Genomic DNA, 22,165 nt, shown 5'->3' on the forward strand with positions numbered 1-22,165 from the left:
ATCGCTATTTCACTGCGCTATCGATAATCATCAGTCGAATTACCCGATAATTATCTGTTTTGATAACTGGAAAGATAGACTTATTTGGGGGTCTGTGAAACAGGCATTTAGGCCTCCTACTGCACGAGCGGTGACTGATAGACGAGAACGGGGATGGAGGGGTCACCGCCGTCGCGTAGGGCGGAATCACTATCAACAATGAATGTCAAGCAACTGTTCACGGACGACTCGGCCGTCTCGCCGGTCATCGGCGTCATCCTGATGGTCGCCATTACGGTTATTCTCGCGGCCGTCATCGGGACGTTCGTCCTGAACCTCGGTCAGGGGATTCAGCAGACCGCCCCGCAGGCGAGTTTCGGCTTCGATTTCGACACGGACAACCAGAACGTGACGATCACTCACGAGACCGGCGATTCGGTCCCGTCGGGCGAACTCAACGCGACGTCGAGCGGATCGCTCGACTACGCTGGATCGACGACGTTCGAGGATTTAGGCGGCGATATCAGCGCCGGAGACGCGGCGACGTACAATAACTCCGGCGTGTGGAACGGCGAGACCGTCCGCGTCGTCTGGACCTCCCAAGACGGCGAGAACTCAGCGACGCTGAGCCAATCGACCGCTCCGGGTAACTGAAATCTATGAAACTTAAACAACTCTTTACGGACGATTCGGCCGTCTCACCGGTCATCGGCGTGATCCTGATGGTCGCGATCACCGTCATTCTCGCCGCCGTCATCGGGACGTTCGTCCTGAATCTGGGTCAGGGAATCGGACAGAGCGCGCCGCAGGCGAGCTTCGACTTCGATTTCGACACGACGGACGATGGAAACGTGACGATCACCCACCAGACCGGTGATTCGGTTGAGAGCGACCGACTAAACGTGACCGGCTTCGGAGCCGGCACCAACTCCCGTGGCTGGGGCGTCGACGAGACGGTGTCAGCGGGGTCCAGCAACGTGTTCGATAACAACGCTAACTGGGCCGGCGAGACCATCCGCGTCGTCTGGACCTCCCAAGACGGCGAGAACTCCGCGACGCTGAGTCAGTCGACCGCGCCCGACGAATCCTGATCGGCGCAGAGTCGACTCGATTTCGATTTTTTACCCCCGAGCGTTAACGCGCCGCGTCACGGCGCGCTGCAGTCGACAAAAAAGAGTCGTCGAGCGCTCAGACCGCCGGCGACTCTTCGGACGTCCCCACGAGCCACGTTCCGAGAGTCACGAGCGCCGCCGCGGGAACGAGCGCGTAGGTGAAGATCATCGAGGCGTCAGGAAGCGCACCCGGCAGGAGCAGCAGCGACCCGACGATTATCAGAGCGATACCGGCGAGCACGCGCGTGCTGTCGAACAGTCCCATACCTTCCTCCTGCAAGCCAGCGAATATGGATTTTCCGCTTTGGGGTCCGGGGCCGGTGCGACCAGCGGAGGTCCCCGAACACACTCTCCGTCGACGGGAGGCGGTCAGAGTGACACTCTCTACCCAGATTTCTGAAAAAACGAGAACCATAGTCCCGTTATAACCCGATATACTCCGACTGTTCAGTCGTAAGGTGACCGATTATGAGCACAACCACACCCACGACCCGAACCGCGACCGAGACGACGTTCGGAAACGTCCTCGACTTCGACCTGCAGGGCACCCTCGCCGGCTACTGGATCGCCGTCCTCCGCGTGATCACCGGCTACTGGTTCCTGCACGCCGGCTTCACGAAGTTCAGCTTTGTCGCCGGCGAGCCCTTCGACGCGAGCGGCTACCTCCTCAACGCCAGCAGCCCGATCAGCGGGCTGTTCTCGTGGGTCGCCACCACGCCGTGGATGCTCGAGTTCACGAACCTCGCGATACCCGCCGGTGAGTTCCTCATCGGACTCGGACTGATCGTCGGCGCGCTCGTCCGGCTGGCGAGCTTCTTCGGCGGCGTCCTGATGGTGTTCTTCTACTTGGGGAATGCCAACTGGGCGCACGGCTTCGTCAACGGCGACCTGATGGGCCTGATGCTCTTCGTCACCCTGGCGACGCTCGGGGCGGGTCGAATCCTCGGGCTCGACGCCTACATCGAGAAGCTCGACTTCGCGAAGACGCGCGCCGCGAAGTTCCTCCTCGGATAGGCGGTTCCCGCGCTTTCCGCTCTCTCCGCTTTTTCGTTCTCTCCGCCTTTCCGCTCTCTTCGCTTTTCGGATTTGTTCCGAAGGTCCGCGTTCGATCCGCGAGTATTTCTTCCCGGCCGCCGACCGTCCGGTATGGCGATCGATCTCCGGTCCGACACCGTGACGCGCCCCTCCGACGCGATGCGCGAGGCGGCCGCGAACGCGACCGTCGGCGACGACGTCTACGGCGAGGACCCGACGGTGAACGAGCTCGAATCCGCGGCGGCCGACCGCGTGGGGACGGCGGACGCGCTCTACGTACCGACTGGGACGATGGGCAACCAGATCGCCGCGCGCGTCCACACCGACCGCGGACAGGAGGTGGTCCTCGACCGCAACGCGCACCTCTACAACTGGGAGCTCGGCGGGCTGGCGCAGCTCTCTGCTCTCCAGGCGCGGCCGGTCGACGCCGACGACGCGGTCCCGACGCCCGAGCAGTTCGAGTCGGCGTACGTCGAGGAGTCCCTGCATCGGCCCGGCACCGGGCTGCTCGCGCTCGAGAACACCCACAACGGCCGTGGGGGCGTCGCCGTCCGGCCCGAGTCGGTCTCGGCGGTCGCCGAGGCGGCTCACGCGCGCGGCGTCCCGGTCCACCTCGACGGAGCGCGCCTGTTCAACGCCTGCGTCGCGCTCGACGTCGATCCCGCGCGGATGGTCCGCGACGTCGACTCGGTGCTGTTCTGTCTCTCGAAGGGCCTCGGCGCGCCCGTGGGCTCGATTCTCGCCGGCGACGAGGCGTTCGTCGCCGCCGCGCGGCGCGTCCGAAAGCTGTTCGGCGGTGGAATGCGTCAGGCCGGACTCATCGCCGCGCCGGGACTCCTCGCGCTGGAGAACGTCGACCGGCTCGCGGTCGATCACGAGAACGCCGCCCGCCTCGCGGCCGGACTCGGCGATATCGACGGCCTCCGCGTGCCGACTCCGGACACGAACATCGTGCAGGTGTACACCGACGGCCTCGGCGTCGACGCGGAGACGTTCGTCGCCGCCTGCGAGGGCGCCGGCGTCCTCGGCGGCGTACACGGGGCTTTCCTCACCCGGTTCTGTACGCACCTCGACGTGACGCGGGAGGACGTCCAGACGGCTATCGACCGGGTCGCCGGCGCGGCCGAAGAACTGCGTAACTGAGCGTCCAACTCACCAAGACCCGATCACACTTCGGGCTCGACGAAGATGTGTACGATCCGGTCGTCGGCGGCGATGAGCCGCCGCTCGATCTCCTCGATCACGGCGTCGAGGTCGCCGGCCTCGGTGTCCGAATCGAAACTCACATCGGCGGTGACGAGCACTTTCTGCGGGCCGACGAACACCGTCCGGAAGGTGTCGATGTGGACGACGCGCGGGCTCTCTCGAACGACGTCTCGGAGGTCGGCTTCGACGTCCGCCGAGAGGCTCTCGCCGAGGATCAGCCGCTTGTTCTCCCACGCGAGCGCGAGTGCGAATCCCATGAGCATCACGCCGATGAGGAGCGCGGAAATCGCGTCGTACACCTCGTTTCCGGTCGCCTTCGAGAGGAGGATCCCCACGAGCGCCAAGCCCGCGCCGAGCAGCGCGATCGTGTCCTCGGTGAACGCCGTCAGCGTGGTCACGTCGCTCATCTTCCCGAACGCCTCGCGGAGGCCGCTCCACCCGTAGTGATCGATCTGCCGTTGGACCTCCGCGTTCGCCTTCGCGAGGGCGTAGCTCTCGAAGCCGATCGCGCCGAGGAGGACGATCACGTTGACGTACCACGAGGGGAACGTTGCCCCGGCGAGCGTGAGCGTCCCGGAGACGGCGTGGCCCCCGTGGGCGATCGCGTTGTACCCGTGTTTGACCGACTCCCAGCCGGCGATACCGAACAGCAGGACGGCGACGAGAAAGGAGTAGAAGAACTGCGCCTTGCCGTACCCGAACGGGTGTTCTCGGCTCATCTCCTTTTCGCTGTAGCGGATGCCGACGAGGAGAAACACCTGATTGCCCGTATCCGAGATCGAGTGGTACGTCTCCGACAGCATCGAGGGGCTGCCGGTGAGGACGAATCCGCCGAACTTGAGAATCGCGATGGCGCCGTTCGCGACGAGCGCTGCGAGGACGACGCCCCTGCTTCCGGCCATACCGTAGTCTCTGTGGACTGGAATATAGGAGTTTTCACGCAGACGGTGCGGTGGTCGGCGACAGCGCCAGGCCAGACGGCGTGTCGGACGGTTCTTGTCTCTCGGCCTCCTAGCCGAGCGAAATGCTGACCGTCGTCTCCGACACCCACAGTACAGATTCACACCGCCTCTCCGGGCGGACGCTGCAGGCCGTTCGCGAGGCCGACGTCGTCGCGCACGCCGGCGACTTTATGCGCGAGTCGGTCCTCGAAGACTTCGAGCGCGAGGCGTCCCGGCTGCTGGGTGTCACCGGGAACAACGACGACGTCGCGATCAGAAGCCGACTCCCCGAGGCGCGGAACTTCACGTTCGGGGGAGTCACCTTCGCGATGACGCACACGCGACCGGGCGGCCCGACGGCGTTGTCACTGTTCGGTCGCCAGCGCGGCGCCGACGTCGTGCTCTTCGGCCACAGCCACCGGCCGACGTACGAGCCGACCGAGGCGGTCGCGCTCGTCAACCCCGGCAGCCACGCCCAACCGCGCGGCCACCGCGCCGCCCACGCGGAGTTCGAACGGCGCTCCGACGGCGCTGTCGAGGGGCGCCTCGTCACCGTCGACGGCGAGGTGTTCGAGTCGTTCGTCGTCGAGCGACGCACCGGCTGCGGCGGCGAGTGAGCGAAGCCGTGCAAACGCTACGATAGATGTCTGGAGCAGCGCGAAAACGGGGTGCGCCGGGCCGTCACCGGCCGACGTGACGGCCGCGACCAACGCGGTCTGGTGGATCAGGAGGGCGACCGCGTGGCGCGGCCGATCGCCGGCGGCGCGCCGGGGAAGACGCTCGTTGGGAGAGCCGAAGCGGCGACGACCCTGCACCCGCCCGTTCAATCCGGGAAATAAAATACCCGACGGAGACTCAAACGGCTCTTTCAGCGTTTCTGCTGGTCCACGGCCGGACGTGAACGGCCGGTCACACGGAGGGAAAGCGCTCCGGTCGCGCCGGGGGAAGACTTCCGCTGACCGCCCGCGGAGGCACCCATTCCGTCCCTTTCGAGGCCCCACTCCGTCCTTCCGAGGTCCAACTCCGTCCCTTTCGAGACCCTCACTGCCGCCAGACGAGCGCGACGAACGAGAGCGCGATGAGGCCGCCGAGAAAGAAGAACGCGCCGGGAGGAAGTCCGGCGACCGCGGCCGCGACGGCCTGCAGCGGATCTCCGCCCGCGGCCGCCTGAGTGGTCGTCTCGACGGCTGTCTGCGTCGCGTCTACGGCCGCCTGCGCCGTCTCAGTGACCGTGTCAGTCGGCGTGGCGGTCGGCTCGCCCGTCGGCGCGGGTGTCGACTCGGGCGCCGGCGTCTCGGTCGCTTCGGCGATCTGCACGCCGCCGTCTCCGCCGCCGCTCGGCGTCGCCGTCTCCTCGGGAGTCGGGGTCGCTGTCCCCTCGGAAGCGGGTGTCGCCGTCTCGCCGTCGGTCGCGGCGTCACCGCCCGACGCGCTACTGAGGTTCGTCGCGTTGGCGGCCGCATCGGCGTCGCCTCCGGCACCGCCGCCGTCTGCTCCGCTCGATCCGACGGACAGCGGCGGACCCACGCCGTGTCGAGCCAGCCGATCGACGGCGACGCTGCCGAGCGCGACGACGCCGAGACCGCCGAGCAGTTGCGTGAGCGCGGACTGGAGGCCGCCCGTGTCGTCTTCGGTTCCGGCGACGACGACCAGCGCGCGGTCGGAGGGCGCGTAGACGGTCATCTCGCGTCCCTTCTCGGAGTAGGCGGTCCCGGCCCCCTCGATCAGGCCGGCGGTTTCGAGCCGATCGAGGTGGTACTGCGCGTTCTGGATCGACGTGTCGACGCGCGTCGCGACGTCCGAGGGGGGTCCGGGTTCGTCGTGGAGGGCCACGAGTAGTTCCCGCGCCGTCTCCGAAGAGATCGCCGCGAGCAAGTCGTCGACGTCGTCACTGTCGAGCCCGACGACCCGAGGGTCTTTGTCCTCCTCGTCGGGCAGCTCTGGCCGGGAGGGCAGGATGTCGGCCATCTCTCGGAACGGTTTCGAGCCGTGCGTGATGAGTCTTGCTCTCTTCGGAACGCCGTTGTCCCACCTGTCGACCCCCCCGTCGGAAGTGCGGTACATCGCGCCCAGACACCCCACCAGCGACCCGCCGCCGCGTCTCGTCGGCGCGGCGAAACGTCTTTACTCACGCCGGGGGAAGCCCCCCCTATGTCTTCCCGTCTGCCGGGCGTCGTCGACCGGTTCCAGACGCGAGCGGTGTCGCCGCGGGCGGGGCCGCTGTCTTCGGACGGCGACCCCGCGCAGGTCGACGTCGTCGTCGACTTCGTCGCCTCGAACCCCGCGTTGGTCGTGCTCGTGGTCTTCCTGCTCGGATTCGTCTTCTTCGCCTACCTCTTCGTCAGGCGGACGCTCACGGGGCTCCGTGACGGCTTCGACGAGGGATACCGGGGGAAATAGCCGAGATGGTCGTCGGTGCCACTCTCGCGACGCTCGTCGTCGCCGCCGTCGCCAGTCTCTTCATGGCGTGGTCGATCGGCGCGGGGTCGTCCGGATCGACGCCGTTCGCCCCGGCGGTGGGAGCGAACGCCATCTCGGTGATGCGCGCCGGGTTCATCGTCGGCGTGCTCGGTCTCGCTGGCGCCGTCCTCCAGGGGGCGAACGTGACGGAGGCCGTCGGCACCGAACTCGTCCTCGGCTCGGTGCTCACCGCCACCGCCTCGACGATCGCGCTGCTCGTCGCCGCCGCGCTCGTCGCGATCGGCGTCTTCGCCGGCTATCCGATCGCCACCGCCTTCACGGTCACCGGCGCGGTGGTCGGTGTCGGCCTCGCGAACGGTGGCGGCCCCGCAGTCGCGAAGTATCAGCAGATCGCCTCGCTGTGGGTGCTCACCCCCTTCGTCGGCGGCGGCATCGCCTACGGGACGGCGCGGCTGCTCCGGAACGACTCGATCCCCGAACGCGTCGCGATTCCCGCGCTCGGCGGCGTCGTCGGCCTGCTCGTCGCGAACATTCGCTTCGCCGCACTCGGCGGCGACGGCGGGCGATCGCTGGCGGAGGTCGGCGCGTCAGCGACGCCGCCGGTGACGATCCCGCTCGTCGGCGTCGACCTCGGGGTCGTCGTCGTCTCCGCGCTGATCGTCGGCGCGTCGGCCGGACTCGTCCGCCGCGAGATCCTCGCCGACGCGAAGCGCGGGCAGCGCCGCTTCCTACTCGTGTTGGGCGGGCTCGTCGCCTTCTCCGCCGGCGGCAGTCAGGTCGGTCTCGCGATCGGGCCGCTCGTCCCGCTTCTCGACGCGGTGGCGGTCCCCCTCCCGGCGCTTCTCGTCGGCGGCGGGATCGGGCTCCTCGTCGGCTCGTGGACCGGCGCGCCGCGGATGATCAAGGCGATCTCGCAGGACTACTCCTCGCTCGGGCCGCGGCGCTCGATCGCCGCGATGATCCCGTCGTTCGCGATCGCCCAGGCGGCGGTGGCGTTCGGCATCCCCGTCTCGTTCAACGAGATCATCGTGAGCGCGATCGTCGGCAGCGGGTACGCCGCCGGCGGTGCGGGAGTCAGCCGCGAGAAGATGCTCAAGACGGTGCTCGCGTGGGTCGGCTCACTCGTCCTCGCCTTCGCCGTCGCCTACGCCATCTTCACCGGCGTCGACGCGCTGTTGTGAACCGCCGGAGTCGACGCGCTGGCGGAGGAGCAGACCCTTTGATGGCCGCCCCATACGTCGGTCGATGCTCGCTGTGCCGACCCCTCATCCCTGTGTCGGGGATTCGGAGGGTTCGCCCCCGACCTTCGTCTCGGCGCCGTCTTCGGAGGCGGGAGGCGGTGACTCGGGAATCGTGATCCGCGCCTTCATGATCCGGGTGTTGTCGACCTGTTCGATCCTGATGACGATCCCGTCGTAGGTGATCTCTTCGCCCTCCTCGACGAGCCTGCCGGCGCGGTTGAAGATGAAGCCAGCCAGCGTCTCGAACTCCTCGCCCTCGGGGAGTTCGAGGCCGAGTTCCTCGTTCACCTCGTCGATGTTGACCTCGCCGCGGACGAGCGTTTCGCGCTCGTCGACGGGCTCGAAGGACTCCTCCTCGTCGTCTTCGAGGATGTCACCGACGATCTCTTCGACCATGTCCTCGAGCGTCACGAGCCCCTCGGTGGTCCCGAACTCGTCGATGACGATGACCATCCGCAGGCGGTTGTCTTGGATCTCCGTCAGGAGCTCGTCGACGTTCTTCGACTCGGGGACGTGCAGCGTCGGCTGGACGATGTCCGTCAGCGTCGCGGCGCCCTCGCCGTAGTGCTTCTCGCGCACGAGATCCCGGATCGTGACGATCCCGATGATGTTGTCGAGGTTGCCGTCGTAGACGGGGACACGCTCGTGATCGGACTGGACACACGTCTCGATCGCCTCATCGATTGTGGCGTCTTTCGGGACGGCCGTCATGTCGAGTCGCGGCGTCATCACCTCCTTGGCGATGGTCTGATTGAAGCGGAAGATCCGATCGAGCATCTCGCGCTCCTCCTCTTCGATGACTCCCTCGCGCTCGCCCGTCTGGATGAGGTCTTGGATCTCATCGCGGGTGATGTAGGAGGTCTCGATGGCCGATCGGCCCCCGGTCACCTTGTTGATGACGCGGGTGAGGTAGTCGAAGACGACGACCAGCGGCAGCAGGACGTACTCGGAGTACTTGAGCGGCCCCGCGATCCGGAGCGCCCACGACTCGGTGTTCTCGACCGCGTAGGACTTCGGCGCGCTCTCGCCGAACAGCAGCACGAGCGTCGTGATCCCGAACGTCGAGGCGAGCACGGCCGTTCCGGGATCAAAGTAGATGCCGACCAGCGCCGTCGCGATCGAGGACATCGCGATGTTGACGATGTTGTTTCCGACGAGGATGGTGATCAGGAGCCGGTGGGGGTTCGATTTGAGCTCGCTGACGGTCTCCGCCCGCGGGACGCCGTCCTCGACGAGCGAGTCGACCCGGTGTTTCGCCAGCGAGAACATCGCGATCTCCGAGGAGGAGAAGAAGGCGGAGAAGACGATGAGGAGGGCGATCGCGACCGCGCCGGCGACCGTGACGGTCGCGTCGGTGATCGGTACGGCTTGGAGGAACGTCTCGGTGACGGCCGTCGTCGATGTCCAGTCGCCGGCCGTCGTCGATGTCCAGTCGCCGGTCGTCGCCGGAATGACGCCGCTGTCGGCGGCCACCGCGAGTGCGTCCACCCCAGTGCCATCGGCGGTTCCGACTCGACGCGGGGATGCGAGAGACGCGAATGGCGGAGATAAGCCCATATAACTACAGCACCTTGTCCGGCCCCGGAATTAAGAGTTACTCTCGTATCGGCGCCGACGAGCCGCCGAACGCGGGGCGAAGCGCTTAGGGACGTTTCGCCCGTATCGCCGCGTATGGATCCACACGAGTCGGACGGCGGCGACGAGTCGAGTCCGCCCATCACGCTGTATCGACTCCAAGCGTGCCCCTACTGCGAGCGGGTCGTCAGTGTGCTCGACGACCTCGGGCTGCCGTATCGCTCCCGATTCGTCGAACCGATGCACTCCGATCGGAACGTCGTCAAACGGGTCTCCGGGAAGCGAAGCGTGCCCGCGATCGTCGACGAGCGCACCGGAGTCACGATGTCGGAATCGGCGAACATCGTGACGTACCTCGAGACGACCTACGGCGGGCGGGGGACCGCTGACGGGGGTGCCGCCTGATGGTCGATTTCGAGGTGCTCTCCCTCCCGGAAGCGACGCATCCCGAAGTCGGCGACACCGCACCGGACTTCACGCGGCCGCTCGTGAACGGGGAGTACTGGGAGGACACCGCCCTCTCGACGGTCACCGACGCGGGGCCGACGCTGCTCGTCTTCCACCCGATGGACGGCTCGTTCCCGACGACCTACATCTGGAACGAGATCGACGACCGAGGGTTCGCCTCGGACGTGCAGCTCGTCGGCGTCTCGATCTCGTCGCCGTACGAACACGGGGCTCTCTTAGAGGAGCGCGCGGACGGCGCGCGGCTCTTTTCGGACCCCGCGGCCGAGATCGCCGAGCAGTACGGGATCGAGAACCCGCTCGACGGGATGACGGGGGTGAGAGAGCACCGACCGGCGGTGTTCCTGCTCGACGAGTCGCGGACGGTTCACTACGCGTGGGCCGCCGACGAGTGGCCCGCCTTCCCGGAGTACGACGCGGTCGAGGCGGCGATCGACGAACGCGTCGGACGATGACGGGCGGTGGTGAGCGATGACGTCCGATCAGTCCGCTTCGGATCGCCCCGACCGCGACGAACCGTTCGACGACGGACTCGAGGCGGCGATCGACGCGGCGGCGGACGCGATCGCGAGCGGTGATCCCGTGGTCTACCCGACGGAGACGGTCTACGGGCTCGGCGCGGACGCGACCGATCCCGGCGCCGTCGAGCGCGTCTTCGAGGTGAAGCGGCGCGATCGGTCGAAGCCGCTCTCCGTGGGCGTCCCGAGTATCACCGCCGCACAGCGGTACACGCGCCTCACCTCGCGGTCGATCCGGTTTATGCGCGCCTTCCTCCCCGGCCCCGCCACGGTCGTCGTCGAGCGCGAGCCGTCGCTGCCCGACGCGCTCACCGCCGGCGGCGACCGCGTCGGCGTCCGCATCCCGGACCACGAGGTGGCGCTGGCGCTGTTCGAGCGCGTCGCGCCGACCCCCGTGACCGCGACGAGCGCGAACGTCAGCGGATCGCCGAGCGTCACCGACGTCGCGTCGCTGGACCCGAGCCTCCGCGACGCCGTGGGCGCCGTCGTCGACGCCGGCCCGACGCCCGGCACCGAAAGCACGGTCGTCGACCCCGAGCGCAACGTCGTACACCGACGCGGCGCGATGGCCGATGCCATCGCGGCGTGGCTGGCCGACGAGACCGGGAGCGAGCCGACGATCGAGGGCGAGTGACGGCCCCTCCACCGCCTCGCGGTGGGGGACGACCCGGCTCCGCTTGGACGACCGGCTCCGCTCACCCGAACCCGAGCATCGTCTTCAGCGAGCGGGTCTTCGTCCCGCAGCGCGTGCGGTACTCGCAGGCGTCGCACTTCGACTCGTCGCGGATCCGGGACGGCACGCCCCCCATTGATCGGACCGTCCAGAGCGCGCGTCGGTACGCGCTCCGGTTCCGCGTCGTCAACCGCACGGTCCGGACGATGCCGTGCGCCGGGTACTCGACGAGCGCCCGCGGGACGGCCCGCTCGCGCTCCCACGCGAGCGCCTTCGCGACGGCGACCGCGCGGACTCGCTGGGGCTCCCAGACGCCGCGCGGCGGCGGATCGCCGGGCGAGACGAACGTCGGCGTCGGGGGCGAGGCGTCGCGAGCGTCGCCGTCCGCGCACAGGACTTTGTGCGCGACGCCGTGACAGTCGCGGCCGCGGAGGAACACGTCGCGCTCCGACGGCGCCGCGAGCCGGTCGTAGTCGTCGCGTCGGGCGAGCGCCGAGAGGTTCGAGCGGTACGTCGCCGGCGAGACGGCGATCGGCCGTTCCCGGAGCGAGCGGTCGGGGGCGGATCGGTTCGCCTCGTACTCGTCGGCGAGTTCGCGGACGGCGCCGACGGCCGGCGGCGGCTCGAAGTCGTCCTCGCGCCGGGCGTAGTACAGCTGTCGCGGGCAGTACGCCGCGCGAGCGAGGTGTGAGATCGGAATCGAGTCGGTCGGGGGAGACACGGGGCGAGTGGTCACCCGTTCCTATTTGAACGCTCGGTCACCCCCGTCGGTCACGGAACGGCGCGACACCACCGGTTGCCCGCGCCGACTGTCGGCGTTGTCCGCGGTTGTGCGTCTCGGCCGACACCGGATTTGAAGTGCTGCAGCCGCGACAGTTCGGACGGATGTCGCCAACACCCACCGACAACCAGCAGCGAATCCTCGAATCAGCCGTTGACGGGTCAGTGGCGCTCGACGAGGACGAACGCGACGCCCTGCTCACGCTGACCAGACACCCCTCCGAGGACGTCCGAGTCGAGGCGGCGAACGCGTTGACGATCGTCGCCGGGACGCAGCCGTCGCTTCTGGGGCCTCGGGCGGACGCCGTCCTGCTGACGCTCCGGGACGCGGACGTGAACGTCCGCGCGCTCGCGCTCGACGCCGCCGCAACGCTCGCGACGGCCGACCCGGAGAGCGCCGTCGAAGCGAACGCGATCAGCAACGTCGCGCAGGCGCTCAACGACCGAAACGAGTTCGTTCGCGCGCAGGCCGCCGAGAGTCTCGGCGAGATCGGGGAGGGGGCCGCGGACCTGCTGCTCGACACCGGGGCCGTGCAGTCGCTCGCGCGCCGAGTCGACTCGGAGGATCACAGCGACGCCCGGGCGCAGGCGGCGCGAGCGCTCGGTCGGATCGGCTCGGCCGCCCCGGAACTGATCGACGAGCGGACCGAGGGGTGCTTAGAACGGGCCGTCGACGACCCGGAGATCGATCGATCGGTCCGGTCCGCGCTCGATTCGATCGCAGCGGCGAGAGCTGGTGGGCCGGACGCACCCTCGGTCTCGACCGCGACCGCGGGGTCGACAGCGGGGTTCTGCCCGCAGTGCGGCACCGAGATCACGACCGACCCGGAACCGAACTTCTGTCGGAGCTGCGGCCACGAGCTGTGAACGCGGTGGCGGGAGGAGCGGGAGGGGCGAACGGGACGGAGAGGGGTCGCAAACGCCGCTTCCGAGACGGCTATACGGCCGGTGCGGCCGAACACTTTTTCGTCGGTCACCCGTGAGTTCCGGTATGGCGACGAACACCGAACACGACGGCGCCGACGGCGACCGGGGCGCCCCATCGCGGCTCGGTCGCGTTCTCTTCGGGCTCGGACTCGCGCTGCAGGCGTCCGAGGACTTCCGCGATATGGACGACACGGTCGAGTACGCGGAGTCCGCGGGCGTGCCGCTTCCGGAACTCGCGGCCCCGTTCGCCTCGGGAATGATGGTCTTCGCCGGGGTTGCGATCGCGCTCTGGCGGCTCCCGCGGATCGCCACCGGCGCGGCGGTCACCTTCCTCGCCGTCGTGACGCCGACGATGCACGACTTCTGGAACGCCGAGGAGGGGTCCGGAAGCGGCGACCGACTCGCCTTCTTCGGGAACCTCGCGATGCTGGGCGCGGCGCTCGTGTTTCTGCGCGAGGCGTTCCGGTAGCTCCGCTATTGCTCGGTCTTCCGGTCGGTGATGTCCTGTACGACGCCGACGGCCTCGATCGGGTCCCCCCCGTCGCCGAACTCGATCTCGGCGCGTTCGCGGACCCACCGCGTCTCGCCGTCGCCGGTGACGATCCGGTGTTCGATGTCGTACTCGGCGCCGTCGAGCGCGTCGTTCCACGCCTCCTCGGCGTGCTCCCGATCGGCCGGATGGACGTACTCCATGAACTGCGTGTGATCGAGCGTCCCCTCGCGCTCGTCGATCGCGAAAATCTCGTAGATCTCCTCGGACCAGTAGATCTCGTCTTCGCGGACGTCTTTGTACCAGCTTCCGAGGTCGGCGAGCAGTTGCGCCTGCTGGAGGTGTGACTCGCGCGCCTCCAGTTCGCGCCTCGCTCGCACGCGATCGACGTGCGCTCGGACGCGCGCGGCGAGTAGCTGATACTGTTCGTTGCCGGGTTGCTTCTGCAGATAGTCGCTCACGCCGGCGGAGATGGCGTCGCTCGCGACCTCCTCGCTCCCCTTGCCCGTGAAGAGCACGAACGGGAGCCGCGGGTACTCCTCGCGCACGGCTTCGAGGAAGTCGATACCGTTCCGGCCGGGCATATCGTGATCGGAGACGACGCAGTCGTAGGCGTTCGTTTCCAGCCGTCGGAGCCCCTCGTCGGGACGCCCGGCGGTGTCGACGTCGAACCGCTCGTCCTCGCGTTCCAGAAACGACGCGGTGAGCCCCGCGAACCCCGGCTCATCGTCGACGTGCAGGACGCGGATTGTGTCGGATGAGGGGAGCATACCGGTTGCTATCGCGAGCGGAAGGATAAGCGTACAGGGGCGATATCAGGGCTGAGAATACCGGTCTGTCGTTCTCGAGACCGGCTCGGTTCTGGTGGCCCGACGATTCTCCCACCAAACGCTTTATGGACGGACCTAACAACCCTCGTCTATGGCCGCCATCGAACTGGACGGGGTGACGAAGCGCTTCGAGGACGTCACCGCCGTATCGGATCTCTCGTTGACAGTCGACGAGGGCGAGATCTTCGGCTTCCTCGGCCCCAACGGCGCGGGGAAGTCGACGACGATCAACATCCTCCTCGATTTCGTCCGTCCGACCGCGGGGACGGTGACCGTCCTTGGACACGACGCCCGCGAGGAGAGCGTCGCCGTCCGCGAGCGGACCGGCGTCCTCCCGGAGGGCTTCGGCGTGTACGACCGGCTGACCGGCCGCGCGCACGTCGAGTTCGCGATCGACTCCAAGGAGGTCGACGCCGACCCCGACGCCGTCTTAGAGCGGGTCGGGCTCGCGGACGCCGCCGACCGACAGGCCGGCGGCTACTCGAAGGGGATGCGACAGCGGCTCGCGCTCGCGATGGCGCTGGTCGGCGAGCCGGATCTCCTTGTCCTCGATGAGCCCTCCTCGGGTCTCGACCCCGCCGGCGCGAAGGAGATGCGAGAGATCGTTCTCGCGGAGGCCGAGCGCGGCACGACGGTCTTCTTCTCCAGCCACATCCTCGAACAGGTCGAGGCCGTCTGCGACCGTGTCGGCATCCTCCGCGAGGGCGAACTCGTCGCCGTCGACTCGATCGACGGGCTACGGGAGGCGTCCGACGCCGACGCCACCCTCCGGGTCGTCGTCGGCGATTCCGTCGACGACGACGCGCTCGCGGCGGTTCGCGGACTCGACGGCGTGGCGAGCGTCGAGCGCGACGGCGACGACGCCCTGCGCGTCGGCTGCGAGAGCGACGCGAAAACGCGCGTCGTGACGACACTCGAAGAGCGCGGCGTGTCGGTTTCTGACTTCACGACCGAGGAGGCTTCACTCGAGGACCTGTTCCTCGCGTACACGGAGCAACGGGGGGACGAGAGCGGCGGAATCACCCCCGATGCCACCGACGGAGACTCCGGCGCTGGAGAGACCGACAGCGACGAGAGCGACAGCGACGACACCGCAGAGTCCGAGACCGCCGAGAGCACGGAGGTGAAACGATGAGTTGGCAGGCCGTCGCGCGCAAGGAGTTCCGCGACGCGATCCGCTCTCGGTGGCTGCACGGCTCGACGCTGTTTTTCGCGCTCTTCCTCGGCGGCGCCTCGGCGCTGTTTTTCGGCGTCCTCCTGCCCCCGGCGAATCGGCAGGTGTCGAACCTCTTCGGCTTCTTCGCCAACCTCGGCGTGTTCAGCTTCTCGTTCCCGGGGCTGCTCGCGCTCGTCCTCGGGTTCATCGCGCTGTCGACGTCGTACGGTTCGATCACCGAAGAGCGCGAGACGGGGTCGATCAAGCTCCTGCTCTCGCTGCCGAACTCCCGGCTCGACGCCGTCGTCGGAAAGCTCTTGGGCCGGTCGGCCGTCGTCGTCGTCGCGCTGCTCGTCGGCTTTCTGGCTGCGTTCGTCGCCCTCCTCGCGACTGGAACGCGGCTCGAACTCAGTTCGTTCGTCCCGCAGGTCGCGCTCACGGCGCTTCTCGGAGCCGCGTTCGTCTCCATCGGGCTGAGCCTCTCGGCGCTCGCGGACTCGAACCGGGAGGCGACGCTCGCGACGATGGGACTGTACCTCGTCTTCGCGATCCTGTGGGGGTCGGTATCGGAGGGGATCCCGAAGCTCCTGAACTACACCGCCGAACAGATCGGAATGGGCGGCGTCTCCGAGCTCACGCGGGTCAAAATCGGCGTGTTCCTGAAGTACGTGAACCCGCTGAAGACCTACGAGACCCTCGCGGCGGGGCTCTACTACGAGCCGTCGAAGGCGCGACTCGTCAGCACGGCGTTCGGCGAGCAGACGATCCTCGGGCCGGTACTCTCGGAGTCGATCCCGTTTTACTTCTCGGGATGGTTCCTGTTTCTGGTCCTGCTCGCGTGGATCATCGTGCCCGCGGCGATCGGGTACTGGGCGTTCGAGCGGTCCGATTTGTGAGCTGATCGGAGCGGGACGGCAACCGAACGGGGCGAGCCGTCGAGACTGCTCCCCCGAACGACCCGGGGTCGGCTGCGTACCTATTGTACCCCACTACTGACTACGGTGGTCCCCGTCCGTTCCCCCGTTCCCGCCCCCGACGTCGCCCGTTCTCCCACCCTCGTCCCGGATTTTCGCTCCGCGCGCGTTCGTTCGGTCTGTCGCCGTCATCGTCGTCGTCATCCTCATCGTCATCGTCGTCATCGTCCTCGTCGTCATCATCGTCATCCTCTTCGTCCTCTTCCTCCCCTCCGTCGTCGTCCTCGTCATCATCCTCATCGTCGTCTCCGCCGCCTTCCTCGCCGTCGTCCGACTCTTCAACGTCGTCGTCTTCGTCGCGGTCGTCATCGTCGTCGTCTTCGTCGCGGTCGTCATCGTCGTCGTCTTCGTCGCGGTCGTCATCCTCGTCCTCGCGATCGTCGGTTTCCCCTTCGTCGCTGTCGTCCTCGTCATCATCCTCATCGTCGTCTCGGTCACGGTCCTCCTGCTCGGCCGGCACCGAACCGACGTCCGCGCAGCGGCCGGTCGCGAGCAGGATCGGACCCTCCATATCGAGCGCGATCCGGTCTTGGCCCTCGGCGCCGGAGAGGAACTCCCAGTCGGTGAGCGTCCCCTCATAATACTCGTCGTAGAGTGCTGCGGCCTCGTTGAACGCCGGATACACGGCGATCTCGAAGTCGTCACCGAGGTCGCCGAAAGCCCCCCCGTCCGTTCTGGCGTCCGACCACGTCCAGTCGATCCGGTGTGGGTTCTCCTCGATGTCCCAGTTGTCGTAGTTCGAGGCGGCCAGTTCGCCCGATTCGGGGTCGCGGTAGAGGTCGTCTTTGACCAGCCACCCGCCGTCCGACGGGAGCCCGGCGATCCGGAACGTCACCGATCCGCCATCCGGCGAGTCGAGGCTCCCGTGGACGAAGACGAGACTCAGGCGTTCGGGGCCCTGATAGAGGAACGCGACGCTCGTCTGCGGCCGCTGGAGTTCGGCCGTTCCCCCCGAGGAGTACGAGGGTCCGTCGCCGACGACCGCGCCGTTCTCCTCGGACGCGTACCGCTCCGGCAGGAAGAACTCGTAGAACGCTTCGACCGGCTCTTCGCCCCGGAGCGGCTGGACCGGGACGCAGCCGTCGCCCTGCGCGAGGACGTACTCCGGATCCGTGTCGCCGTCCGAGGGCCGTTCGTCCGATTCCGTCTCTTCTTGTCCGGCGACGTTCGACCCGACGAGGCCGGCCGTGATTCCGGCCCCGGCGGCGGACAGTACCGTCCGGCGCGTCAGTTCCGCGTGCTGAGTTCCCATCGGTCGGACATCGAAGCCCCGAGGGTTTGTTACAATGAGCGTACCCGCGACGGCCGCGGGATAGGGAGACGTGACGAGATCGGATCGCAGAACGTGTGGCCGAATACGGACGACCCGTCCGGCCGGAAACGAGCGGTGAGGATCTGTCGTGAAGTCGACTCTCGTCGCTTCCCTGTCTGTTAAACCTCGGTTTGGCCCGTCATACCGAGCGGTACGTCGGCGTTTTCGACCCGATTGCCCCGGCTTACTCCGCGGGGGGATAGGCGATCCCCCGCGATTCGAGCAGTTCCGCGAACGCCGACTCGTCGATCACCTGCACGTCGTTCGCCGCCGCGTCCTCGCGCTTCGATCGCCCGGGGTTCGCCCCCACCACGAGGTAATCGGTGTTGCCGGAGACGCTCCCCGTCGCGGCGGCGCCGTGGCGCTCGACCAGCCGCTGTGCGGCGTCCCGCGTCACCGAGAGCGAGCCGGTGAAGACGAACGTCAGCCCGTCGAGCCCCTCTGCGCCGTCGGCGGTCTCGGGCGGCTCCGGCTCCACGCCGAGCCCGCGGAGTTCGTCGACGACCGCGCGGTTCCGCTCGTTGTCGAAGAACTCGCGGACGTGCGCGGCGACCGTCGGGCCGACGTCGTCGACGGCCCGAAGCTCTTCGGTCGTCGCCGACATCACGCCGTCGAGGTCGCCGAACGCCCGCGCGAGGTTCCGCGCGGTGCTCCCGCCAACCTCCGGGATCCCGAGCGCGACGAGGAACTCCGAAAGCGGCGGCGACGTCGTCGCCTCGACCGCGGAAACGAGGTTCGCCGCGCTGGTCTCGCCCCAGCCGTCGAGGTCCGCGAGGTCGTCGGTATCGAGCCGGTAGAGGTCCGGAAGCGACGTCAGAACGCCCGCATCGACGAGCTGTTCGACGCGCTCCTCGCCGAGGCCGTCGACGTCGAGCGCCTGCCGGCTGCCGTAGTGGACGACGGCGCGAACGAGCTGTGCGTCGCAGGTGAGCCCGCCCGTACAGAACGCCAGCGGGCCCTCCCGCTCGACGTGACTGCCGCAGACCGGGCACCGAGCCGGGAAGTCGAAGGTCCCCGGCGATCGCTTTTCGAGCACCTCGGCGACCTCGGGGATCACGTCGCCCGCGCGGCGGACGCGAACCTCGTCGCCGACGTCGACGCCGAGGCGCTCTATCTCATCGGGGTTATGCAGCGACGCCCGCGAGACGGTAACGCCGCCGACGTCGACCGGATCCAAGAGCGCGACCGGGGTGAGCCGGCCCGTTCGGCCGACCTGCACGACGATGTCGGTGACGCGCGTCACCTCCGCGCGCGGCGGGAACTTGTAGGCGAACGCCCAGCGGACGGCGCGGCTGGTCGCGCCGAGCCGTTCGCGGGCCTCGCGGGCGTCCACTTTGACGACCGTCCCGTCGATCTCGTAGTTCAGTTCGTCGCGGTCGTCGAGCAGCGCGTCGCGGTAGTCGATGGCCGCCTTGACCGTCTCGACGGACTCGACGCGGTCGTTCACGCGGAGCCCCCACTCGCGGAGTCGATCGAGCGTCTCCGTCTGGGTCTCCGGGACGTCGCTCGCGTCCAGCACGTCGTAGAAGAAGCAGTCCAGCGGCCGCTCGGCGACGATCGAGGGATCGAGCTGTCGGAGCGTCCCGGCCGCGGCGTTCCGGGGGTTCGCGAACGGCTCCTCGCCGCGCTCGACGCGCTCGCGGTTGTGTTCGCGGAACGCGTCGCGGGGCATAAACACCTCGCCGCGGACCGCCAGGAAGTCCGGACACTCGCCCCGGAGCGACAGCGGTATCGATCGGATCGTCCGCACCTGCGGCGTCACGTCGTCGCCGCGCCGGCCGTCGCCGCGGGTGGCGGCGCGGACGTACTCGCCGTCCTCGTAGACGACCTCCACGGAGAGCCCGTCGAACTTCGGCTCGCAGACGTAGTCGACGTCGCCGACGCCCCCGCGGACGCGGCGGTCGAACTCCCGCAGGTCCGCCGCGTCCGTGGACTGGTCGATCGAGAGCATCGGCGCGACGTGCTCGACCGTGTCGAGTTCCTCGAGGGGTTCGCCGCCGACGCGGCGTGTCGGGCTCGAAGCGCGGTCGAGATCGAACCGTTCTTCCAGCGCCCGCAACCGCGCGAACAGTTCGTCGTACGTTCGATCCGCGATCAGCGGGTCCGCCAGCACGTAGTACCGGTGGTCGTGTTCGCGGATCGCCGCCCGGAGCAGCGCCGCCTGCTCCGCGGCCGCCTCGCGCGTCAGCCCCTCGATGGGCTCGAAGTCCGTCTCCGGGTCGCGCAGGTACGGGTTGTCCGGATCGGCGTACGCCGGGGTCGGCTCCTCGTCGGCGCTCATACACTCGCGGATGGCCCAGCACGGTGTTAGATGCTTCGCCGTCGCCCGTCGCCGGCCGTCGCTCTCGCGCCGTTTCCCGTCGCGTTCGCGCTATCGGTCGTCGGTGCGTCGCGCGATCGACCGCCGGCGACGGGCGACCGGCAAAAACCGCGCGATGGAGGAAACCCGTATCGCTTATCCCGGAGCGCCGCAATCGCCGCGTATGGAAGAGGACTTCCTCCTCCTCAACCCGGGTCCGGTGCCCGTCACCGACGAGGTGTCGGCGGCGATGGACGAGCCGATGGTCTCACACCGGTCCGCGGCGTTCGAGGCGGTCTACGAGCGTGCACAGGACGGTCTCGACTACATCTTCGAGGAGTCCACCCCCGACGGGTCCTCGACCGCCACCGCCGGCGGCGGGACGTCGCTGCTTCTCAACGGGACGGCCACGATGGGGATGGAGGCGGCGGTCGCCAACCTCGCCGGGGAGGGCGACAACGTCGTCGCGCTCGTCAACGGGAAGTTCGGCCGGCGCTTCGCCCGGATCGCCGAGCGCTACGCCGACGTGACCCGCGTGGAGGTCCCGTGGGGCGAGTCGATCCCGCTCGCGGACGTCCGCGCGGTCGTCACCGAGGAGACGGACCTGGTGACGATGGTCCACAACGAGACGAGTACGGGGCTTCTCAACCCCGTCGAAGGCGTCGGCGAGGTCGCCGCGGACAACGACGCCCGGTTCGTCGTCGACGGCGTCACCTCGATCGGCGGCGACGAGTTCCGCCTGGACGAGTGGAACGTCGACGTCGCAGTCACCGACTCACAGAAGGCGCTCGCGGCCCCGCCGGGGATCAGCGCGATGTACGTCACCGAGGAGGTCAAAGGCGACCTCGACGGCGAGTCCGCGCCGTTCTACGAGGACCTCGAGTGGCACCTCCGGAAGGCCGACGCCCACCAGACGCCCTTCACGAGCGCGGTGCCGCTGTTCCGCGCGATGGCGGTCGCCGTCGAGGACATCGTCGAGGAGACGATGCCGACGCGGATCGCCCGCCACCGCCGGCAGGCCGCCGCGTTCCGCGCGGGGTTCACGTCGATGGGACTGGACCTCTTCGCGGAAGTGAAAGGCGAGACCGAGCTTTCGAACACCGTTACCGCGGTCTCCCTTCCCGAGGCGGTTTCGGGCGACGACGCCGACGCGTTCTTCGACGGCGTCGACGCGCGCAACGTGAGCATCTCCGGCGGACAGGGCCACCTCGGCGGCACCATCTTCCGCGTGAGCAACATGGGCGGTCTCCCGGACGACGCCATCCTCCGCGGCGTCCGCACGGTCGGGGAGGCGATGGCAGAGGCGGGCGTCGACGTCGACGTCGACGCCGGCATCGCGGCCGCCGAGAGCGAACTCGACGCGACCGAGACGGCCTCCGCGGACGACTGATACTGAGTATTCTCGTCCCGTCGAGGACGACACGGGGTCAGTCGTCTCCGACGACGGTCTCGTTCTGACGCTGTCGGATTCGAATGGCGAGCGCCAGAACCGTCGCGAGTATCGTCAGCCCGACGGCCGCGGCCGCGGCGACGTCGTGTGCCTGAGTGCTGTGGTCGCCGGCAGTGACGAATTGCGGACCGAAGTACGCGTGGTGGTAGTCACCCACGAGTGGGTAGAAGTAATCGACCACGTCGTTGAAGCCGAACCAAGCGGCGGCGAGGCCGACAGTCGGGACGGTGAACTCGGCGTACCGGTAGATCACGAACGCCTGTAAGCCCATCCCGAGGTGACTGACGAGCAGGAACCAGAGGTAGGGATCGCCGCTCGCGAGCACGTCGTTGATCGTGAGCTGGACGACGACCACCCAGAGACCGTATTTCAGGTTCCCGACGAACGCCAGCGCGTGAACCCAAGCGCGGTCCCGCCCGAGCTTCCACGACGCGAGGCTCGCGGCCATAAGCAGCGTCGCCAGCGGGCTATCGGGCACTGCGGGCCACATCACGAGCGGGGTGTGCAGGAGCTGAAACCGGTAGTACCAGAACCCGAACGCGGTGCCCGCGAGGTTGATCGCGACCACTACCCAAGCGAGACGGAGCGCCACCGCCTCGACCCGGTCGGGTAGCGGAGCGAGGTACGCCGGGAGGTCGCCTGCGGGGGGAATCGACGCCATCGTGGTTACGCACTCGGTGCGAGCGCCACCGGTAGGAGAGTTCCGATACCGACGAGACAGGCACCAGTTGCCTGTCGAGATCGCCGCGAGCGGTCTCCGTCCCGTCAGATCGCCGCCGAG

Annotated in this window: 25 protein-coding genes; 16 read left to right on the top strand and 9 right to left on the bottom strand. The window is 68.2% G+C overall.

Translation table 11 applies throughout. The features are described 5' to 3' along the window. The first annotated feature begins 198 nt into the window (after nt 1-198). A complete protein-coding gene (locus ACT3HL_RS10490) occupies nt 199-633 on the top strand; it encodes a type IV pilin (RefSeq protein ID WP_445086785.1) in 435 nt (144 codons plus the stop codon). A gap of 5 nt (nt 634-638) precedes the next feature. Next, nucleotides 639-1,070 carry a type IV pilin gene (locus tag ACT3HL_RS10495; protein WP_445086786.1) on the top strand — a complete coding sequence of 144 codons (432 nt, stop codon included), beginning with the start codon at nt 639-641 and terminating at the stop codon, nt 1,068-1,070. 97 nt (nt 1,071-1,167) lie between these two features. Here the strand turns inward: ACT3HL_RS10495 and ACT3HL_RS10500 are convergent, their stop codons facing one another. Beyond that, nucleotides 1,168-1,356 carry a hypothetical protein gene (locus ACT3HL_RS10500; protein ID WP_445086787.1) on the bottom strand — a complete coding sequence of 63 codons (189 nt, stop codon included), beginning with the start codon at nt 1,354-1,356 and terminating at the stop codon, nt 1,168-1,170. Between the two features lie 203 nt (nt 1,357-1,559). Here ACT3HL_RS10500 and ACT3HL_RS10505 point away from each other — a divergent pair, with 203 nt between their 5' ends. After that, a complete protein-coding gene (locus ACT3HL_RS10505; protein ID WP_445086788.1) occupies nt 1,560-2,105 on the top strand; it encodes a DoxX family membrane protein in 546 nt (181 codons plus the stop codon). A gap of 132 nt (nt 2,106-2,237) precedes the next feature. Continuing rightward, a complete protein-coding gene (locus ACT3HL_RS10510; protein WP_445086789.1) occupies nt 2,238-3,269 on the top strand; it encodes a GntG family PLP-dependent aldolase in 1,032 nt (343 codons plus the stop codon). Between the two features lie 23 nt (nt 3,270-3,292). On the opposite strand, the gene ACT3HL_RS10515 is transcribed toward ACT3HL_RS10510, so the two are convergent. Next, a complete protein-coding gene (locus tag ACT3HL_RS10515; protein WP_445086790.1) occupies nt 3,293-4,234 on the bottom strand; it encodes a cation diffusion facilitator family transporter in 942 nt (313 codons plus the stop codon). A 122-nt stretch (nt 4,235-4,356) separates the two neighbouring features. Here ACT3HL_RS10515 and ACT3HL_RS10520 point away from each other — a divergent pair, with 122 nt between their 5' ends. Both ACT3HL_RS10520 and ACT3HL_RS10525 read left to right on the top strand, forming a co-directional pair. Further along, nucleotides 4,357-4,890 carry a YfcE family phosphodiesterase gene (locus tag ACT3HL_RS10520; protein WP_445086791.1) on the top strand — a complete coding sequence of 178 codons (534 nt, stop codon included), beginning with the start codon at nt 4,357-4,359 and terminating at the stop codon, nt 4,888-4,890. A 51-nt stretch (nt 4,891-4,941) separates the two neighbouring features. Continuing rightward, complete coding sequence (locus ACT3HL_RS10525; protein ID WP_445086792.1) at nt 4,942-5,112, top strand: hypothetical protein; 171 nt, start codon at nt 4,942-4,944, stop codon at nt 5,110-5,112. Between the two features lie 202 nt (nt 5,113-5,314). Here ACT3HL_RS10525 and ACT3HL_RS10530 read toward each other — a convergent pair whose 3' ends face one another. Next, complete coding sequence (locus tag ACT3HL_RS10530) at nt 5,315-6,241, bottom strand: helix-turn-helix domain-containing protein (protein WP_445086793.1); 927 nt, start codon at nt 6,239-6,241, stop codon at nt 5,315-5,317. A gap of 183 nt (nt 6,242-6,424) precedes the next feature. Between ACT3HL_RS10530 and ACT3HL_RS10535 the strand changes: the two genes are divergently transcribed. Continuing rightward, nucleotides 6,425-6,673 carry a DUF7859 family protein gene (locus ACT3HL_RS10535; protein ID WP_445086794.1) on the top strand — a complete coding sequence of 83 codons (249 nt, stop codon included), beginning with the start codon at nt 6,425-6,427 and terminating at the stop codon, nt 6,671-6,673. 5 nt (nt 6,674-6,678) lie between these two features. Beyond that, a complete protein-coding gene (locus ACT3HL_RS10540; protein ID WP_445086795.1) occupies nt 6,679-7,875 on the top strand; it encodes an inorganic phosphate transporter in 1,197 nt (398 codons plus the stop codon). Nucleotides 7,876-7,959: 84 nt separating this feature from the next. On the opposite strand, the gene ACT3HL_RS10545 is transcribed toward ACT3HL_RS10540, so the two are convergent. Then, a complete protein-coding gene (locus tag ACT3HL_RS10545) occupies nt 7,960-9,294 on the bottom strand; it encodes a CNNM domain-containing protein (protein WP_445087041.1) in 1,335 nt (444 codons plus the stop codon). 312 nt (nt 9,295-9,606) lie between these two features. On the opposite strand from ACT3HL_RS10545, the gene ACT3HL_RS10550 reads away from it, so the two are divergent. Genes ACT3HL_RS10550 through ACT3HL_RS10560 form a run of 3 tightly spaced genes read left to right on the top strand, consistent with a single transcriptional unit; the run spans nt 9,607 to nt 11,127 of the window. Further along, the gene (locus ACT3HL_RS10550) at nt 9,607-9,915 is read left to right on the top strand and encodes a glutathione S-transferase N-terminal domain-containing protein (protein WP_445086796.1); all 309 of its coding nucleotides are present in this window, start codon (nt 9,607-9,609) and stop codon (nt 9,913-9,915) included. Continuing rightward, nucleotides 9,915-10,430: a redoxin domain-containing protein gene (locus tag ACT3HL_RS10555; protein WP_445086797.1), complete on the top strand. Its 516-nt coding sequence runs from the start codon at nt 9,915-9,917 to the stop codon at nt 10,428-10,430. The genes ACT3HL_RS10550 and ACT3HL_RS10555 overlap by 1 nt, the downstream gene beginning before the upstream one ends. A gap of 16 nt (nt 10,431-10,446) precedes the next feature. Further along, nucleotides 10,447-11,127 carry an L-threonylcarbamoyladenylate synthase gene (locus ACT3HL_RS10560; RefSeq protein ID WP_445086798.1) on the top strand — a complete coding sequence of 227 codons (681 nt, stop codon included), beginning with the start codon at nt 10,447-10,449 and terminating at the stop codon, nt 11,125-11,127. A gap of 61 nt (nt 11,128-11,188) precedes the next feature. Here ACT3HL_RS10560 and ACT3HL_RS10565 read toward each other — a convergent pair whose 3' ends face one another. Further along, complete coding sequence (locus ACT3HL_RS10565; RefSeq protein ID WP_445086799.1) at nt 11,189-11,887, bottom strand: CRISPR-associated protein Cas4; 699 nt, start codon at nt 11,885-11,887, stop codon at nt 11,189-11,191. A gap of 164 nt (nt 11,888-12,051) precedes the next feature. Here ACT3HL_RS10565 and ACT3HL_RS10570 point away from each other — a divergent pair, with 164 nt between their 5' ends. Together ACT3HL_RS10570 and ACT3HL_RS10575 are read left to right on the top strand one after the other, a co-directional pair. Further along, nucleotides 12,052-12,813, top strand: a complete 762-nt coding sequence (locus tag ACT3HL_RS10570) for a HEAT repeat domain-containing protein (protein ID WP_445086800.1) — start codon at nt 12,052-12,054, stop codon at nt 12,811-12,813. A 124-nt stretch (nt 12,814-12,937) separates the two neighbouring features. Further along, a complete protein-coding gene (locus tag ACT3HL_RS10575; RefSeq protein WP_445086801.1) occupies nt 12,938-13,342 on the top strand; it encodes a DoxX family membrane protein in 405 nt (134 codons plus the stop codon). Nucleotides 13,343-13,347: 5 nt separating this feature from the next. On the opposite strand, the gene ACT3HL_RS10580 is transcribed toward ACT3HL_RS10575, so the two are convergent. Further along, entirely contained in the window at nt 13,348-14,133 is a 786-nt protein-coding gene (locus tag ACT3HL_RS10580) for a response regulator (protein ID WP_445086802.1), read from the bottom strand. 151 nt (nt 14,134-14,284) lie between these two features. Here ACT3HL_RS10580 and ACT3HL_RS10585 point away from each other — a divergent pair, with 151 nt between their 5' ends. Together ACT3HL_RS10585 and ACT3HL_RS10590 are read left to right on the top strand one after the other, a co-directional pair. Then, nucleotides 14,285-15,328 (top strand): ATP-binding cassette domain-containing protein, encoded by a 1,044-nt coding sequence (locus ACT3HL_RS10585; protein ID WP_445086803.1) that lies wholly within the window; start codon nt 14,285-14,287, stop codon nt 15,326-15,328. Continuing rightward, on the top strand, nt 15,325-16,245 hold the full coding sequence (locus ACT3HL_RS10590) for an ABC transporter permease subunit (RefSeq protein WP_445086804.1): 921 nt from the start codon (nt 15,325-15,327) through the stop codon (nt 16,243-16,245). Before ACT3HL_RS10585 ends, ACT3HL_RS10590 begins: the two co-directional genes overlap by 4 nt. 100 nt (nt 16,246-16,345) lie before the next feature. Here ACT3HL_RS10590 and ACT3HL_RS10595 read toward each other — a convergent pair whose 3' ends face one another. Together ACT3HL_RS10595 and ligA are read right to left on the bottom strand one after the other, a co-directional pair. After that, nucleotides 16,346-17,575, bottom strand: coding sequence for a hypothetical protein (locus tag ACT3HL_RS10595; protein ID WP_445086805.1), 1,230 nt, complete (start codon nt 17,573-17,575; stop codon nt 16,346-16,348). 244 nt (nt 17,576-17,819) lie between these two features. After that, nucleotides 17,820-19,916, bottom strand: a complete 2,097-nt coding sequence (ligA, locus tag ACT3HL_RS10600) for an NAD-dependent DNA ligase LigA (protein WP_445086806.1) — start codon at nt 19,914-19,916, stop codon at nt 17,820-17,822. 202 nt (nt 19,917-20,118) lie between these two features. On the opposite strand from ligA, the gene ACT3HL_RS10605 reads away from it, so the two are divergent. Continuing rightward, the gene (locus tag ACT3HL_RS10605; protein WP_445086807.1) at nt 20,119-21,324 is read left to right on the top strand and encodes an aminotransferase class V-fold PLP-dependent enzyme; all 1,206 of its coding nucleotides are present in this window, start codon (nt 20,119-20,121) and stop codon (nt 21,322-21,324) included. Nucleotides 21,325-21,361: 37 nt separating this feature from the next. On the opposite strand, the gene ACT3HL_RS10610 is transcribed toward ACT3HL_RS10605, so the two are convergent. Continuing rightward, nucleotides 21,362-22,045: a DUF1405 domain-containing protein gene (locus tag ACT3HL_RS10610; RefSeq protein ID WP_445086808.1), complete on the bottom strand. Its 684-nt coding sequence runs from the start codon at nt 22,043-22,045 to the stop codon at nt 21,362-21,364. Nucleotides 22,046-22,165: the final 120 nt, after the last annotated feature.

Source organism: Halobellus sp. GM3 (genome assembly GCF_052545375.1).

Excerpts from the sequence above, each read along its gene's own strand:
- ACT3HL_RS10490 (WP_445086785.1), top strand. The coding sequence starts at position 199 with ATGAATGTCAAGCAACTGTTCACGGACGACTCGGCCGTCTCGCCGGTC.
- ACT3HL_RS10495 (WP_445086786.1), top strand. The coding sequence starts at position 639 with ATGAAACTTAAACAACTCTTTACGGACGATTCGGCCGTCTCACCGGTC.
- ACT3HL_RS10500 (WP_445086787.1), bottom strand. The coding sequence starts at position 1,356 with ATGGGACTGTTCGACAGCACGCGCGTGCTCGCCGGTATCGCTCTGATA.
- ACT3HL_RS10505 (WP_445086788.1), top strand. The coding sequence starts at position 1,560 with ATGAGCACAACCACACCCACGACCCGAACCGCGACCGAGACGACGTTC.
- ACT3HL_RS10510 (WP_445086789.1), top strand. The coding sequence starts at position 2,238 with ATGGCGATCGATCTCCGGTCCGACACCGTGACGCGCCCCTCCGACGCG.
- ACT3HL_RS10515 (WP_445086790.1), bottom strand. The coding sequence starts at position 4,234 with ATGGCCGGAAGCAGGGGCGTCGTCCTCGCAGCGCTCGTCGCGAACGGC.
- ACT3HL_RS10520 (WP_445086791.1), top strand. The coding sequence starts at position 4,357 with ATGCTGACCGTCGTCTCCGACACCCACAGTACAGATTCACACCGCCTC.
- ACT3HL_RS10530 (WP_445086793.1), bottom strand. The coding sequence starts at position 6,241 with ATGGCCGACATCCTGCCCTCCCGGCCAGAGCTGCCCGACGAGGAGGAC.
- ACT3HL_RS10535 (WP_445086794.1), top strand. The coding sequence starts at position 6,425 with ATGTCTTCCCGTCTGCCGGGCGTCGTCGACCGGTTCCAGACGCGAGCG.
- ACT3HL_RS10540 (WP_445086795.1), top strand. The coding sequence starts at position 6,679 with ATGGTCGTCGGTGCCACTCTCGCGACGCTCGTCGTCGCCGCCGTCGCC.
- ACT3HL_RS10550 (WP_445086796.1), top strand. The coding sequence starts at position 9,607 with ATGGATCCACACGAGTCGGACGGCGGCGACGAGTCGAGTCCGCCCATC.
- ACT3HL_RS10555 (WP_445086797.1), top strand. The coding sequence starts at position 9,915 with ATGGTCGATTTCGAGGTGCTCTCCCTCCCGGAAGCGACGCATCCCGAA.
- ACT3HL_RS10560 (WP_445086798.1), top strand. The coding sequence starts at position 10,447 with ATGACGTCCGATCAGTCCGCTTCGGATCGCCCCGACCGCGACGAACCG.
- ACT3HL_RS10570 (WP_445086800.1), top strand. The coding sequence starts at position 12,052 with ATGTCGCCAACACCCACCGACAACCAGCAGCGAATCCTCGAATCAGCC.
- ACT3HL_RS10575 (WP_445086801.1), top strand. The coding sequence starts at position 12,938 with ATGGCGACGAACACCGAACACGACGGCGCCGACGGCGACCGGGGCGCC.
- ACT3HL_RS10580 (WP_445086802.1), bottom strand. The coding sequence starts at position 14,133 with ATGCTCCCCTCATCCGACACAATCCGCGTCCTGCACGTCGACGATGAG.
- ACT3HL_RS10585 (WP_445086803.1), top strand. The coding sequence starts at position 14,285 with ATGGCCGCCATCGAACTGGACGGGGTGACGAAGCGCTTCGAGGACGTC.
- ACT3HL_RS10590 (WP_445086804.1), top strand. The coding sequence starts at position 15,325 with ATGAGTTGGCAGGCCGTCGCGCGCAAGGAGTTCCGCGACGCGATCCGC.
- ACT3HL_RS10595 (WP_445086805.1), bottom strand. The coding sequence starts at position 17,575 with ATGGGAACTCAGCACGCGGAACTGACGCGCCGGACGGTACTGTCCGCC.
- ligA (WP_445086806.1), bottom strand. The coding sequence starts at position 19,916 with ATGAGCGCCGACGAGGAGCCGACCCCGGCGTACGCCGATCCGGACAAC.
- ACT3HL_RS10605 (WP_445086807.1), top strand. The coding sequence starts at position 20,119 with ATGGAAGAGGACTTCCTCCTCCTCAACCCGGGTCCGGTGCCCGTCACC.
- ACT3HL_RS10610 (WP_445086808.1), bottom strand. The coding sequence starts at position 22,045 with ATGGCGTCGATTCCCCCCGCAGGCGACCTCCCGGCGTACCTCGCTCCG.